General features: G+C 45.0%; 15 protein-coding genes. 5 read left to right on the forward strand and 10 right to left on the reverse strand.

Annotated features, from left to right (window positions below):
- Window positions 1–40: 40 nt before the first annotated feature.
- Together CIK88_RS06175 and CIK88_RS06180 are read left to right on the forward strand one after the other, a co-directional pair.
- Entirely contained in the window at window positions 41–946 is a 906-nt protein-coding gene (locus CIK88_RS06175) for a DMT family transporter (protein WP_094389817.1), read from the forward strand.
- A 169-nt stretch (window positions 947–1115) separates the two neighbouring features.
- Window positions 1116–1313, forward strand: coding sequence for a DUF4842 domain-containing protein (locus tag CIK88_RS06180; RefSeq protein ID WP_158214650.1), 198 nt, complete (start codon window positions 1116–1118; stop codon window positions 1311–1313).
- A 300-nt stretch (window positions 1314–1613) separates the two neighbouring features.
- On the opposite strand, the gene CIK88_RS06185 is transcribed toward CIK88_RS06180, so the two are convergent.
- The 6 genes from CIK88_RS06185 to CIK88_RS06210 form a co-directional block, all read right to left on the reverse strand.
- Window positions 1614–2003: a hypothetical protein gene (locus CIK88_RS06185; protein WP_144269586.1), complete on the reverse strand. Its 390-nt coding sequence runs from the start codon at window positions 2001–2003 to the stop codon at window positions 1614–1616.
- Between the two features lie 319 nt (window positions 2004–2322).
- Entirely contained in the window at window positions 2323–3321 is a 999-nt protein-coding gene (tsf, locus tag CIK88_RS06190; protein ID WP_094435247.1) for a translation elongation factor Ts, read from the reverse strand.
- 40 nt (window positions 3322–3361) lie between these two features.
- Window positions 3362–4204: a 30S ribosomal protein S2 gene (rpsB, locus tag CIK88_RS06195; RefSeq protein ID WP_094389821.1), complete on the reverse strand. Its 843-nt coding sequence runs from the start codon at window positions 4202–4204 to the stop codon at window positions 3362–3364.
- A gap of 120 nt (window positions 4205–4324) precedes the next feature.
- Window positions 4325–4711 (reverse strand): 30S ribosomal protein S9, encoded by a 387-nt coding sequence (gene rpsI / locus CIK88_RS06200; RefSeq protein ID WP_094435249.1) that lies wholly within the window; start codon window positions 4709–4711, stop codon window positions 4325–4327.
- Window positions 4712–4722: 11 nt separating this feature from the next.
- Window positions 4723–5184, reverse strand: coding sequence for a 50S ribosomal protein L13 (gene rplM / locus CIK88_RS06205; protein WP_094389823.1), 462 nt, complete (start codon window positions 5182–5184; stop codon window positions 4723–4725).
- 268 nt (window positions 5185–5452) lie between these two features.
- A complete protein-coding gene (locus CIK88_RS06210) occupies window positions 5453–5716 on the reverse strand; it encodes a hypothetical protein (RefSeq protein WP_216820877.1) in 264 nt (87 codons plus the stop codon).
- Between the two features lie 1063 nt (window positions 5717–6779).
- Here CIK88_RS06210 and CIK88_RS06215 point away from each other — a divergent pair.
- The 3 genes from CIK88_RS06215 to CIK88_RS06225 all read left to right on the forward strand — a co-directional run bounded on the left by CIK88_RS06215 (window position 6780) and on the right by CIK88_RS06225 (window position 8654).
- On the forward strand, window positions 6780–7289 hold the full coding sequence (locus tag CIK88_RS06215; protein ID WP_144007572.1) for a hypothetical protein: 510 nt from the start codon (window positions 6780–6782) through the stop codon (window positions 7287–7289).
- A gap of 31 nt (window positions 7290–7320) precedes the next feature.
- A complete protein-coding gene (locus tag CIK88_RS06220; RefSeq protein WP_094389825.1) occupies window positions 7321–7878 on the forward strand; it encodes a hypothetical protein in 558 nt (185 codons plus the stop codon).
- Window positions 7879–7970: 92 nt separating this feature from the next.
- A complete protein-coding gene (locus tag CIK88_RS06225; RefSeq protein WP_144269587.1) occupies window positions 7971–8654 on the forward strand; it encodes a hypothetical protein in 684 nt (227 codons plus the stop codon).
- A gap of 895 nt (window positions 8655–9549) precedes the next feature.
- Here CIK88_RS06225 and rseP read toward each other — a convergent pair.
- From rseP to murA, 4 genes are read right to left on the reverse strand one after another with little or no spacing between them, the layout of a single operon-like run.
- Window positions 9550–10920 (reverse strand): RIP metalloprotease RseP, encoded by a 1371-nt coding sequence (gene rseP / locus CIK88_RS06230; RefSeq protein ID WP_094389827.1) that lies wholly within the window; start codon window positions 10918–10920, stop codon window positions 9550–9552.
- A gap of 24 nt (window positions 10921–10944) precedes the next feature.
- Complete coding sequence (locus CIK88_RS06235) at window positions 10945–12105, reverse strand: 1-deoxy-D-xylulose-5-phosphate reductoisomerase (protein WP_094435253.1); 1161 nt, start codon at window positions 12103–12105, stop codon at window positions 10945–10947.
- Window positions 12102–12611, reverse strand: coding sequence for a ribosome maturation factor RimM (gene rimM / locus CIK88_RS06240; RefSeq protein WP_094389829.1), 510 nt, complete (start codon window positions 12609–12611; stop codon window positions 12102–12104). Before rimM ends, CIK88_RS06235 begins: the two co-directional genes overlap by 4 nt.
- Before the next feature lie 52 nt (window positions 12612–12663).
- Complete coding sequence (murA, locus tag CIK88_RS06245; protein WP_094389830.1) at window positions 12664–13968, reverse strand: UDP-N-acetylglucosamine 1-carboxyvinyltransferase; 1305 nt, start codon at window positions 13966–13968, stop codon at window positions 12664–12666.
- Window positions 13969–13990: the final 22 nt, after the last annotated feature.

Below are 13990 nucleotides of genomic sequence, written 5' to 3' on the forward strand. Positions count from 1 at the left end.
GGAATAACAAACTTACAGCAAATCCAAAAAACGCCTTAATATGACACAAGAAAACAACCCACACAACTATCTGAGACTACACATCGGCATACTGTTGGCGGGAGCTACCGGTATCTTCGGGCGTATCATCGCACTAACAGAGATTCCTTTAGTTTGGTATAGAATGCTTATTGCAGCCATCGTACTATGGATTGTAATGCGCATGAACCACCGCGTCAGCATACCCGAACGCCACCAACTTGCACGTATTGCTGGATGTGGCATACTGCTGGCTATTCACTGGGTATTGTTCTACGCCAGTATCAAAGCATCAAACGTAAGTATCGCTGTGGTCTGTATCGCACTCAACGGATTCTTTACTGCCATCATCGAACCGCTCATCGGACACCGACGCATGTCGTGGCATGAACTGGCACTCAGTCTTCTCACTCTGGCAGGCATCCTACTCATCTTCGGTCTGGATACCAGACATCGCACAGGTATCATCATCGGTACATTCTCATCGCTGTTCTACACCTTATTCTCCATTACCAGCAAACGTGTACAACAGCAAACCGGACGCTCAAGCAGCACCATGCTACTCTACGAATTGCTGGCAGGATGGGGTGCTCTGACAGTCATCTTGCCAATATATCTCCACCTATACCCCACCGCAACACTATTGCCTACGGGTATCGACTGGGCCATGATATTGATGTTTGCATCGGTGTTTACCATCGGTCCGTTCCTCACACAGCTACAAGCACTACGCACCATATCAGCATTCACCGTCAATCTGAGCTATAACCTCGAACCGCTTTATAGCATCGTACTCGCCATGATGCTCTTCGACGAAGGACAAGAACTCAATGGCGCATTCTGGTTTGGCGTACTGCTCATCATCCTTTCGGTAGTATTACAAACAGCATTATCAAGGCGAGCCGAAGCAACAATCTGCGGTAAATGATACTTACAGATAGTCAGACAACCAATTAGGATTTATTATCGGCAAAAGAAACATTATCTTATTGATTGATCACTCATCGCTCTTCAAAAGCGTTTAGCTGTTCTTTGTGCAGAATTCATGTAAAAGAGTCTATAGACAAGTTAAATAAAGCTAAATTTCAGATCAAAGAGTGACAAAGAGTGACAAAGGCGGACATCATCCTTTTGCACTCGAAATTCCCCTTCCGTCCATCGCAGATCCCAAGCACAGCAAAATCTTTGTGTCTGCCACAGAAGGCAAAAAGATTGATGAAGAGTTTCCCAACTTCAAATCGTGGGCAACAAGCGACGGTCATAATTCACAAGACTGGTATATGCATCGCAAATAAAGGCCCTAATGAATCATTAAGACTGGACAGTCTATAACACACAGACACAAACTAAACTGTCATCAGATAACGTGAAGACCTCGACACCCTTTATAGGATGCCGAGGTCTTATTACATTCTTACAGCTACTAATTTTATTTTATCCTGATACTTTCCAGTCATTAAGACCAGAAATGTTTTCTATTGAAGATTGTATGTATGTGAGGTTTTATCTTGCGCCATTCATCACATGGCGGCACATCTTCTGACGCTGACGAATAGCTTCGGGACTGTTATTGCCATGCTGTCGACAATTGCGATCTACCTGATGCTTACAGTATTTATTTTTTTGTTCTCAGGATACTTAGCATAGATATGGTGCACATAAGCATGGTCACGCCAAGAGATGGGACGGTAGAAATAATAGGTGTTTTTATATTGATGCCATTGACGTTTGTTGAGCAACGACTTAATCTTTTTGTCTCTACTCTTACATCCTCTACCCTCTATGTCACGGTAACTGCTAATACCATCCAGATAAACAAGGTTGATGCGCAACAGTTCTTGACTCTGAACACGGGTCAATCCGAGTTCGGCTGTCATTATTCGGGTGATATAACTGGCCTCATCCTTCGCATGTTCGAGGCGTTGTGCTTTTGCAGAAACGGCAAACATCAGGATTGTTGCCATTGCGAATACCATTCTTTTCATAACTCTTCGATGTTTGGGTTATACCATGTTTATTATCTCTTCCAGAGCCAGCACGTGAGCGCAAACTCGTATCGTTTGACTTCTGATGGTGCAAAGATACGGAAAAGATGACAATAGAGTCAAGGGGAAATTCATAAACAATAATAGGAAAAACCCTATCGATAGCAGGGAAACATGTATAAAGCACAATCCGTCATGTGATATCCACTGTACATTTCCAGCATGCTACTCAAGTTGATTAATAATAACCAAAAAAAGGAGCACCCTTATGGGATGCTCCTCCAATAATATCGGATTGTGCTTAATGCCTATCTACGGATTACTCAGCAGAAAGGGTGAAGCGCTTGAAGTCAACGATCTTGAGATCCTTGTCCTGCTTAGCGAGCCACTGTGAAACTGAAGCTTTGTCGCCATCACCGAACTGGAACTCCTGGTCAACGAGACAGTTCTCTTTCAAGAACTTCTGTACGCGACCCTTAGCGATGTTGTCAATCATGTTCTCATTGAGTGAAGCAGCCTTCTCAGCAGCAGCCTTTACCTTGATTTCGCGAGCCTCTTTAGCCTGCTCCTCAGTAATCCAACCCTTTTTCATGTTGCTCTCGATGTGTTCGTCTGAGTCAACGTGAGCGGGATTGATACCGGCCTTCTTCAGCATGTTCTCAACATACTTCTCAACCTGCTCAAGCTTGGTCTTCTCAACAGCAGTCTTGTACTCCTCGTCGAGAACAGCCTGAGAAACCTTTGAAGCATCGAGTGCTACAGGCTTCATGGCAGCAACCTGCATAGCGAGCTTGTGGCCAATCTCTGCAACGGGTTTGTTGGTTTGTACCATAGTAGCAAGAGTATGCTTGCCCATGTGGTCGTAAACCTCGATATTCTCACCTTCGAGAACATTGTAACCGTCGAGTTCCATCTTCTCACCGGTGATACCTGAACGCTGAGTAACAGCGTCCTGAATCTTCTGACCATCAGCGAGAGTCAGCTCCTTCACAGCTTCGATGTCCTTAGCCTTAGCAGCTACAGCAGCATCGAGGATGCTCTGAGTGAGGGCGATGAAGTCAGCACCGTTGGCAACGAAGTCAGTTTCGCACTTCAGGGCGATGATAGCAGCGAAGCCATCAGCAACCTTTGCAAGAACACAACCGTTTGAAGTTTCGCGGTCGCTACGCTTTGCAGCGATAGCCAAACCACGCTCACGGAGCAGTTCCTTAGCTTTCTCGAAATCGCCTTCAGCCTCGGTCAGCGCTTTCTTAACGTCAGCCAGACCAGCACCAGTCATAGTGCGGAGCTTCTTGATATCTTCAATTGAAATAGCCATAATCTTTTTGCTTTTTTAGAATTGATGATTAAACCTTTAATTACTCTGCAGCAGGAGTATCCTCTTTTGCCTTAGGAGCTTCCTCTGCGGGAGCTTCAGCAGCCTTGCGAGGCTTGCGTGCAGCACGCTTAGCTTTTGCCTCGTCAGCATCAGCCTCAGCCTGTGCGTCTGCAGCTTTCTCGTCGGCTTTCTCTACCTTGCGCTCTTCGAGACCTTCGTTGATAGCCTGGCAGCAAGCATTGAGGATAACCTCTACGCTGTCCTTAGCGTCATCATTGGCAGGAATTACGAAGTCGATGTTGTTGGGGTTAGAGTTGGTGTCAACGATACCGAATACGGGGATACCCAGACGGTTAGCCTCGCGAACGGCAATCTGCTCTTTCAGCACGTCAACAACGAAGAGTGCAGAAGGCAGACGAGTCAGGTCAGCGATAGAACCGAGGTTCTTCTCCAACTTGGCGCGCTGACGGGTAATCTGCAGCAACTCACGCTTTGAGAGGTTGCTGTAAGTACCATCCTGCATGAGCTTGTCGATGTTCGCCATTTTCTTTACGGCCTTGCGGATAGTCGGGAAGTTGGTAAGCATACCACCCGGCCAGCGCTCAATAACATAAGGCATATTCACGCTCGAAGCCTTCTCGGCGATGATTTCCTTAGTTTGTTTTTTAGTAGCGACGAACAGTACTTTCTTGCCGCTCTTGGCAATCTGCTTCAATGCTTCAGCAGCCTCGTCAATTTTAGCTGCAGTCTTGTGGAGGTCAATGATATGAATACCGTTACGCTCTGTGTAGATGTACTGAGACATAGCGGGATTCCATTTGCGCTTCATGTGACCGAAGTGACATCCGGCCTGAAGCAATGTATCAAAATTAGTTCTTGACATTGTCTTAATGCTTTAAAATTGTTGTTTACTTTCTTTTTAATTCTTGTTGTTAGAACCAGCCGGCAGGTAATCCTATGATGGAGTCCTACCAGTTTAGATACTAAACGTGTCCAGTAGATATTAACGCTTACTGAACTGGAAGCGACGACGTGCCTTGGGCTGACCTGGCTTCTTACGTTCAACCTCACGTGAATCGCGGGTCAGGTAGCCTTGTACCTTAAGAGCCTTCTTGTCTTCTGCATTAACCTTAACGAGTGCACGGGCAATAGCGAGGCGGAGAGCCTGGCTCTGACCAGTGAAACCACCACCGTCGAGGTTTGCCTTGATGTCATATTTCTCAGCCACTTCGAGCAGGTTCAGCGGCTGCTTAACCACGTACTGCAGGATAGCTGAAGGGAAATATACACTGATATCTTTCTTGTTGATCGTGATTTTGCCTGTGCCTTCGCTCAGGTAAACGCGAGCTACAGAGCTCTTACGACGACCGATTGCATTAATCATTTCCATCTTCTATCTTATTATTTATACTGGTTAATATCAATTGCTTTGGGCTTCTGTGCCTCGTGGTTGTGCTCAGTTCCTTCATAGATGTAGAGGTTGTCGAGCAAGCTACGGCCGAGTGGGCCTTTGGGAAGCATACCTTTGACAGCGTGCTTCAAGATACGCTCAACGCCGAATGGCTGCTTGCGCAACATGGCGGGAGAGGTGAAGCGCTGTCCACCGGGATAACCAGTGTAGCGGGTGTAAACCTTGTCGGTTTCCTTTTTGCCGGTGAAAACCACCTTAGCGGCATTGATGATGATAACGTTGTCGCCACAATCTACGTGTGGTGTGTAGTTGGGCTTGTACTTTCCGCGGATGAGCTTAGCTACTTTAGAAGCGAGGCGACCAACAACCTGGTCTGTGGCATCAATAACCACCCACTCCTTCTTAGCTGTTTCCTTGTTAGCGGAAATAGTCTTGTAACTCAAAGTGTTCATTTTACTTTTTAATTTAACTACTAAAAAACATTTAATTCTCTTTTCTCTTATGCACAGACAAATACCACGGCAGAGGTCTAACTCCCTGCAGCAGTCTAACGTCTTGTGCTGAATCGTGATTCACAAACCGCTTTGCCCGGCCAAAGGCACTGCTATTTACACACGGTTCACGGGGATTCTAAGTCTCTCCCCAATAATCGGACTGCAAAGTTACGACTTTTCTTTTGATAGTCAGAGTGTTTAAGTTTGAAGATTATTATATTTATGATTATTTAACATTCGGCAAAGAATCGTCCTCTTCGTCAGGTTCCTCGCCCTCAAGTTCCTTGATGCGGGTCTTGGCATCGGCAAGATCTGACTTGGACGAAGCAAGCTCCACCTTCAGATTGTGTATCTTCTTGTCCTTTTGGCATATGACACGGTTGAGACGTCCAATCTCCTCAGTCTTCTCGGAGTCGGACTTCTCAAGCTTACGCAGACGCTGATTAATCGAGCGTAAAATTTCGTCTATGTCTGTACACGGTCTTGCCATTCATCTGCAATGATAGGCATTTCTTGTGAAATGACCAAATGCGGTTTCACATCCATTAACGGAAGTTTTGCGTTTGCCCGAAACGCAAAATAGGCTCTCGTTGACGACTGTCTGCTTGAAGACATAATTTGGCTGCGCAAGTATGCCGCACCCACAGGCATCCTAATAGATCTAAAATTTGACAAATGTAGGCTACACATACATAAGACCATACATACAAACCGCTTTAACAATGATTTTGTTTTGGAACAAAATCAAGTTTATGAATTATTAACGAGTTCAGTTGACTATCTTATGCTGTGGGGGGCTGAGTAGTTACATTCATGAGTACTAACCATACACTGTAAACGCGCAGCAAGCGTATGGTTATTTATTAGTAATATGCCTCAGTACAAAGCAATATTTTTACTTCATAAAAACATATATAACATGCATAAACACGCCATTTGTTACCGTTTTTTTGTTAAAAACTTCAAATTCATTTGGTCGTTTCATAAATAATATTTAATTTTGAAGCGGTTTTCATGAAACATGCAGTTTCCTATAACATGATGAGTAGAGACTTATCGCTGAATTGTTACTTGGACTGCAGAATCCACGCCGACATGATGCGCTCACAGATTTTTTTAGTGTGTATGAGGTTCCGCATAGGCTAAGGGATATAAACCACAGAGGTAATGAGAGCCACTATTTATGGGAAGCGTTTATCATGCGCTTTGTAGCTTGACGTCTTGAAATTCTCGCAAAGTTTCAAAATGATTCAGTCACGTGACGAAGCAACGATAGATGCTCATGGGATGTTTTTATAATGCCCTGATATCATGCTGTACGTTGTTACTTTATAATAATGTACGTGTATGGTATAATGGGATTGTTATATCAACAATCGGCGTGGGTTTCTGACGTTGCTCGTTCTTGACTGAATGGGCAATGCGAGAAGCCTCAAGACGTAGGACGAGTGACAAGATCAGACTCCTACGCTTTTTGTTTATAGTCAATAACTTTTTCATGTAACAATGTATTATTGCCGATACTTGGGAGTCAGTTGGCCAGTTAAACACGTATGAAAAAGATTGCGTTTACACTTTTATTACTAGTTAGCTGTGCATCCTCAATGTTTGCACAGGCTAAATTTGAGCATGCACAGACACGTATTCAAGAGGGTATGTCTGAGTTTTTTGTTCGTCCTATGGTAGCCGAACTTCAAATGCTCAACAAAGATTGCCAAGAATGGTCTTTCAACATTTTCCCTGGTGTTCCTCTTTCCGACATCAGTGTTGACATGCTTGAAAATGCCAAGGCTAACGCAGCATTTAAAGCCACAAAACTTGCTGGTGCAGACATTATTCTTGGTGCTACTTTCTATGTTATTAACAACGAAAAAGCTAAAGGACTGGATGTTACCGTACGTGGTTATCCTGCCAAGTATGTGAAATTCCACAACTATGGCGAAGGACAACTTGGCGCTGACGACTCTAAGTGGATTACTCCATTGCAGGATGGTGCTCGCATACGTGCCATATCTGTTGACAACAAGCAGAACAAGGCTGTACAACGAAACACAAACAAGTAAATTTCAATATTAATTTTAAATTTTAAAGACAATGAAAAAATTATTAGTTCTGGCTATCGCCTCAATCATGAGCCTCGGCGCTTCAGCCCAGCTCATTACCTCAAACACCATGACTTATTCTCACAAAAAGGGCAGTGGTTACAACCGTATTGGTGCATCGTACAATTCAATCAGTACTGATGCCGAAGGTTCTGGATCTGTCAGTGGAGCTTCGTTGTCATGGACCAAAGGTATCTCTGTTTCTAAAAGCATGCCTCTATACATAGAGACTGGTATTGGTGCCACTTACGCATTTGATGAATTAAATGCCCTCACAGCCACTATTCCTTTGAACGTAACATACAAGTTACCAGTTACCGAGGGCATCAAGATTGCTCCTTTGGCAGGTTTGACTTTCAATGGAAACATTTTATCAGACGCTGATGACGTGAAGGTCTTTAGCCTTGGTTGGCAGGCTGGAGTTAATGTAGAGTTGGGTAAATTCTATGTTGGTGTAACTTATGGTGGTGGTCTGACCAATTATGCAGGAAACGAGTCATACAGTTGCAAATTGAACAATCTTGCAGCCACTGTCGGTATCGTATTCTAACAAAAAAAGAATAACTTAATGGTCTGCCGAACATCTGTTACTATAATGGATGTTAGGCAGATTATTTTCTTTAACAATAAAGAGATGATGATATGAAATTCATGATTTTGACAGCATTAATGATGACGTCTATTACCTTTGCACATGCACAAGAGAGCTACACCTTGATTAAAGAAGGCAACAGCTATATTTGCAAAGGTTCTCAACCATGCAAATATGACGAGAAAGCGACCTTCGGAAGCGCTGCACTCTGGGCAATAGAGAAATCAAGCAACATCATTGAGAATACACTGAAGTGTGATGCGAAAAAGCTATCATTAAGCGTCGGTTGTAACATTGAAGAAAGCGAAAACTCAGACAAGGCTTATACCTTTCAACTCAACATTGGGGTAAACAAGGGGAAGATAGAATTTCTTGTAAAAGACATAAAATGTATTCCAAAGGGTGTTATGGCTGTATTCAAGACCGTATCATTAGACAAGTTGAATTTAGAGAAGAAACCCCAGAACAAGGAATATGTTGATAAGTTTTCTGTTTTATGCAATCAGTTTATGCAGCAAACAATGAAAGAAATCCTTGGAGAAAATATTGATTTGTCTCATTGGGAAGCCATTATCAATGGACAAGTAGTAAAAGGTATGAACCCCAACGAGGTTATATTGGCAAAGGGTAAACCCCTTACAGTCACAGAAAACTCACAACGTACCATGTGGTCTTATGAATCTGGCAGCATCGTTATGATAGAAAACGGAATTGTTAGCGGCGTCATAAACTAAAAAAAAAAATAATAATTCATCATGAGAGTGTGTCATAAACAGACACACTCTCACCTTTTTTACTTAGCACACACTAATAATGATGGTCAGCAAAAAATATGCTTCGTTCCATATATAATATTTAAGGATCGCGCACGCGCACTCGCGCGCACGCGATGTCGTAAAAATCGACCACTCGACCACCTCTATAGTCTAACATGCAGTAGTTTAGAACTTTAAGTGGTGGTCGAAACTATTATCATCGACCACCCTTCGACCACCGGATTGCCATCGATTATCAACACAGACCAAGCAAAGCAAGTCCTGCATATCGATATATAAGTTAGAGATGTTGTTTATCATCGTTTTTCACAACCTTGACAATACTTTTGTCAAACGTTGGACAATACCTTTGTCAAATATTGGACAATACCTTTGTCAAATATTGGACAATACCTTTGTCAAACGTTGGACAATATCTTTATCAAACGTTAGATAATATCTTTTTCAAACGCAGAAAAGACCTTTTTCAATCGTTTCGAAACAATCTTGACAAATGTTAGAAAACACTCTTAACAAACGTTAGGCAATACCTTTACCAAAGGTTTGGAAATGTCTAACTATACGTATCTTGGACTGAGATATGAAATTCGACGAATTTTGGCGGTGGTTGATGGGTGGTCGATAGAAACAGTTTCGACCACAGCATAAAACACTGTATGATAATGCGATACACACTTCTGTGGTCGTGTGGTCGAAATTTTCTGAAAACTAAAATTTTTAGAGAATGTCATAAGCATCGTGGCATTCCACCTGATGAAAGTTCCACTAAAGACAAAGCGCTCACGCACGTACCTATTCATATATACGTGCATGAGCGCTTATGTTATTTGATAGCTGTTCTGTCCTGTGATTACTACATGATACCAATCCAACGCAACACATCGTTGAGGTTAGCCACAATCATAAGGAGCATGAGTAAGGCAAGTCCCACATAATTGGCACGTATCATGAAGTTTTCCGATGGTTTACGACGTGTGATGATCTCATAGATGAGGAAAAGCACATATCCGCCATCGAGGATAGGTATGGGCAGAATATTCATAAATGCCAGAATGATAGACAGGAATGCGGTCATCTTCCAGAAGAGATACCAATCCCATGTTGAGGGGAAGAGATTTCCAATGGCTCCGAATCCTCCGAGACTCTTAGCGCCATCGGCAGTAAACACATATTTCAGGTCGTCAACATAGGAACCAAGCACATGCATGCCATATTTGACACCAGCAGGGAAGCTTTCAAAGAATCCATATTTCTGTGTATATGGCTTATAGAGACCCGCTACGCTCTGTACGGTGAATCCCAAACGCATATCGGCAGTGAGCGTCACCACGGCAGTATCGGTTTTTACGCCATTGGTAAATACCACAGGGATGGTGCGCACTTTGAGGCTATCGGCAGGCGATTTAGCATCTGCCAACAGGTCGGAGCGACGATCCAACTGGTCGATAATCTCATTGTATGAATCCACTGCATGTCCATTGACCGCCAGTATTCGGTCGCCTTTCTTCATTCCAATTTGCGATGCAGGCATATTGGGCACGACAGAGTCTGCCACTGCAGGAAGGAGCGGACGCACGAACGAGGGTTCTGCCTTCATCATATTCAGGAGATTCAGGTCACCAGGCAGATTCACCGTCACTGTTTTTCCCTGACGAATCACCTCCACCTGTTGTGCTGCAGCGATATCGCGATACAGGTCGGCACTAAAATCTTTGAAGGCACCCTTCTCTGTTCCCACGAGAATATCACCATCGCGGAAACCGAGAGCCTTAGCCTCTTTATTAAACTTCATACCGCCAGTCATGTCTTTCACTGGCACATAGGTATCTCCCCAATAGAAGAGAATCATGGAGTAGATAAACAGCGCAAGGAGGAAGTTGACCAGCACACCGCCTATCATGATCAGCAATCGCTGCCATGCCGGTTTGCTTCTGAACTCCCAAGGCTGTGCGGGTTGCTTCATCTGGTCGGTATCGAAGCTCTCGTCGATCATACCGGCAATCTTGCAATAACCGCCAAGGGGAATCCATCCGATACCATATTCAGTGTCGCTGTTTTTGGGTTTAAATTTGAAAAGACTGAATTTCCAGTCGAAGAACATATAGAACTTCTCTACTTTCACTCCAAAAAGTTTCGAGAAGAAGAAGTGACCACCTTCGTGCAAGAGCACCAAGATAGAGATGGCCAACATCAGTTGTAGCAGTTTAATAAGAAAAACTTCCATTCGTTATTTGTGTCTATTCGATTTTTATTTATTCATGAGTTCTGTTGCTATGCGCCTTGCCTCGGCATCGGTCGCAATATATGTATCATAGGTAGGCGAAGCATCGTAGGTGCAACGCTGCATGGTTTCGGCTATGATGTCGCTCATCTGCAGGAATCCACACTTATCTTCAAGGAATCCGCGATTGACAATTTCATTAGCTGCGTTGACGATACAAGGCATGTTTCCACCCTTCTCAATGGCCTCGAAAGCCAGTGCCAAGCAACGGAATTTTTTCAAGTCGGGCTCAAAGAATTCAAGGCTGCGGGTCTTAAACAGGTCGAGGCGCTCACCAGAGAGCGTCAGACGTTTGGGATAAGAGAACGCATACTGTATGGGCAGTCGCATATCGGGCACTCCGAGTTGCGCTTTGACCGCACCGTCATCAAACTGCACAGCCGAATGGACAATGCTTTGCGGATGTACCAATACCTGAATTTGCGAGGCTTTTACACCGAAGAGCCACTTGGCTTCGATGACTTCGAAACCCTTGTTCATCATCGATGCCGAGTCGATAGTAATCTTCGCTCCCATGTCCCATGTAGGATGTCGGAGTGCATCTGCCTTGGTCACCTGTGCCAACTGCTCAATGGTAAAGTTGCGGAAGGGGCCTCCAGAAGCTGTCAGCAGTATCTTGTCGATGCGGTTGACATCCTCGCCCACAAGACTTTGGAATATTGCCGAGTGTTCACTATCTACTGGCAGAATGGGCGCATGATACTGCGTAGCCAGATTGCCAATCAGTTCTCCAGCCACAACAAGTGTTTCCTTGTTGGCCAGTGCAATGGTCTTTCTTGCTTTGATGGCATGGATGGTGGGGGTCAGTCCAGCAAATCCCACCATGGCAGTGAGTACGATATCAATCGGTTTAGCCTCTACTATCTCGTTGATGGCCTGTGCTCCGGCATAGACTTTCACGTCGGGAATATCGTCGGTGAGTCGTTTGAGTTCATCGTAACGTGCCTCATTGGCAATAACGATGGCTGCCGGATGAAAGCGATGAGCCTGCTCGGCGAGCAGTTCCACACGGTTGTTTGCCGTGAGACAATACACCTCATAGAGGTCGCTATGCTCTTCGATGACCTGCAGAGCCTGTGTTCCTATGGAACCTGTAGATCCGAGGATGGCAATTTGTTTCTTTTTCATATCTCTAACAATCCCTCTGGGATAATTGTTTTTATGGTTCTTTCCGTGGTGTCAATATGGTGTATTAGGTCGTCAGAAGCCGGAATGAGTCGTCCGTCTTCGAGTTCAAAGAGGATGTTATGGGTTGAATCGTCAATCGATGCAATGCGTCCCACCTCTTTTCCTGTATCGGCATCCACGAGCATGAATCCCACGAGCATAGACAGTGAAGGCATGGCGTCCTCCTCTTCTGCCAGACTTCTTGGGAAATAGACATCACACCCTGTGAGTTCTGCTGCCCGTTGTTGGGTATCGACATCGCAGAATTTGATGAGTGCGAGACTGTCTGAACGGAAGCGATACTCTTCCATGAAGAACGGCACGAGTATGCCGTCGATATCGAGAATCAGGTATTCTGCCTCGACACGGTCGAAGACATCATCGGTAAACTGCAGGCTCACCTCGCCTTTCACACCGTGCGACTTGCCCAGTCGTCCTATCTTATAGACCTCTTCTTTACGAATCATCTCACTCTTTGTTATCGTTTGCAGTCGTTCTACACCTTATTTATATATATTATTATATGCGTTCAATGTGTGCACCAAGTGCATTGAGGCGCGCTTCAATATCTTCATAGCCGCGGTCGATCTGCTCGATATTGCTGATCTGGCTGACGCCATCAGCACTCATGGCAGCGATGAGCAGAGCGATACCGGCACGAATATCCGGACTCGACATGCGTTGCGGGCGCAGCGTATTTACCCTGTCGTGGCCTACCACCACAGCGCGGTGTGGGTCGCAGAGAATGATTTGCGCTCCCATGTCGATGAGTTTATCCACGAAGAAGAGTCGGCTCTCAAACATTTTCTGATGGAAGAGCACTGTGCCACGTGCCTGCGTTGCCACGACGATGAGCACCGACAACAAGTCGGGAGTCAGTCCAGGCCATGGTGCATCAGCCAGCGTCATGATAGTTCCATCGATGAAAGAGTCCACCTCATAATGTTCCTGACGAGGAATATACAAGTCATCACCCTCTTCTATAATCTTCACACCCAATCTGCGGAAAGCGTCTGGAATGATACCCAGATTGCGGAGCGACACATTCTTGATGCGTATGCCGTTGCCCACCATGGCAGCCATTCCGATAAACGATCCCACCTCAATCATATCAGGCAGAAGGCGGTGGGCTGTGCCATGCAGATGCTTCACACCCACGATGGTTATCAGGTTTGATCCGATACCACTGATATTGGCACCCATGCGGTTGAGCATGTGGCAGAGTTGCTGAATATAGGGTTCACAGGCTGCATTATAGATTGTTGTAGTGCCTTTGGCAAGAACCGCCGCCATGATGATATTGGCAGTACCGGTCACCGAAGCCTCATCAAGCAACATATAGGTGCCCACGAGCTGTTTGGCAGCAATCTCATAAACTTCCGTCTTTGGGTTCTGTCGGAAGTCTGCACCCAGGTATTTGAAGCCGAGAAAATGGGTATCAAGGCGTCGGCGACCGATCTTATCACCCCCAGGTTTAGCAATCACAGCCTTTCCCATACGTGCCAAAAGCGGTCCAATCATCAGCACACTGCCACGCAGTGCAGCACACTTCTGGACAAACTCCTCACTACCGAGGTAGTCGAGATTGAGTTCATCAGCCTGAAAATGAAACACTCCCTGCTGTTCCTTACTGACTTTCACACCGATGTCTTTCAACAACTGTATCAGATTGTTGACGTCGCGAATGTCGGGAATATTGCGTATAATAACCTCGTCGTTGGTGAGCAACGTTGCACAGATCACCTGCAAGGCCTCGTTTTTAGCGCCTTGAGGGACGATGGTTCCACTGAGCAGGTGTCCGCCTTCGATTTTGAATGATGCCATAATCAGAATGTTAGGGGTTATA

The organism is Prevotella sp. P5-50 (assembly GCF_002251295.1).
GTDB lineage: Bacteria > Bacteroidota > Bacteroidia > Bacteroidales > Bacteroidaceae > Prevotella.

Bases quoted from the DNA above. Each gene is read 5' to 3' on its own strand.
- rplM (WP_094389823.1), bottom strand. From the start codon at position 5,184: ATGAACACTTTGAGTTACAAGACTATTTCCGCTAACAAGGAAACAGCT.
- rpsI (WP_094435249.1), bottom strand. From the start codon at position 4,711: ATGGAAATGATTAATGCAATCGGTCGTCGTAAGAGCTCTGTAGCTCGC.
- CIK88_RS06225 (WP_144269587.1), top strand. From the start codon at position 7,971: ATGAAATTCATGATTTTGACAGCATTAATGATGACGTCTATTACCTTT.
- tsf (WP_094435247.1), bottom strand. From the start codon at position 3,321: ATGGCTATTTCAATTGAAGATATCAAGAAGCTCCGCACTATGACTGGT.
- rpsB (WP_094389821.1), bottom strand. From the start codon at position 4,204: ATGTCAAGAACTAATTTTGATACATTGCTTCAGGCCGGATGTCACTTC.
- CIK88_RS06175 (WP_094389817.1), top strand. From the start codon at position 41: ATGACACAAGAAAACAACCCACACAACTATCTGAGACTACACATCGGC.
- CIK88_RS06235 (WP_094435253.1), bottom strand. From the start codon at position 12,105: ATGAAAAAGAAACAAATTGCCATCCTCGGATCTACAGGTTCCATAGGA.
- CIK88_RS06210 (WP_216820877.1), bottom strand. From the start codon at position 5,716: ATGGCAAGACCGTGTACAGACATAGACGAAATTTTACGCTCGATTAAT.
- CIK88_RS06215 (WP_144007572.1), top strand. From the start codon at position 6,780: ATGAAAAAGATTGCGTTTACACTTTTATTACTAGTTAGCTGTGCATCC.
- CIK88_RS06220 (WP_094389825.1), top strand. From the start codon at position 7,321: ATGAAAAAATTATTAGTTCTGGCTATCGCCTCAATCATGAGCCTCGGC.
- murA (WP_094389830.1), bottom strand. From the start codon at position 13,968: ATGGCATCATTCAAAATCGAAGGCGGACACCTGCTCAGTGGAACCATC.
- CIK88_RS06185 (WP_144269586.1), bottom strand. From the start codon at position 2,003: ATGAAAAGAATGGTATTCGCAATGGCAACAATCCTGATGTTTGCCGTT.
- rseP (WP_094389827.1), bottom strand. From the start codon at position 10,920: ATGGAAGTTTTTCTTATTAAACTGCTACAACTGATGTTGGCCATCTCT.
- rimM (WP_094389829.1), bottom strand. From the start codon at position 12,611: ATGATTCGTAAAGAAGAGGTCTATAAGATAGGACGACTGGGCAAGTCG.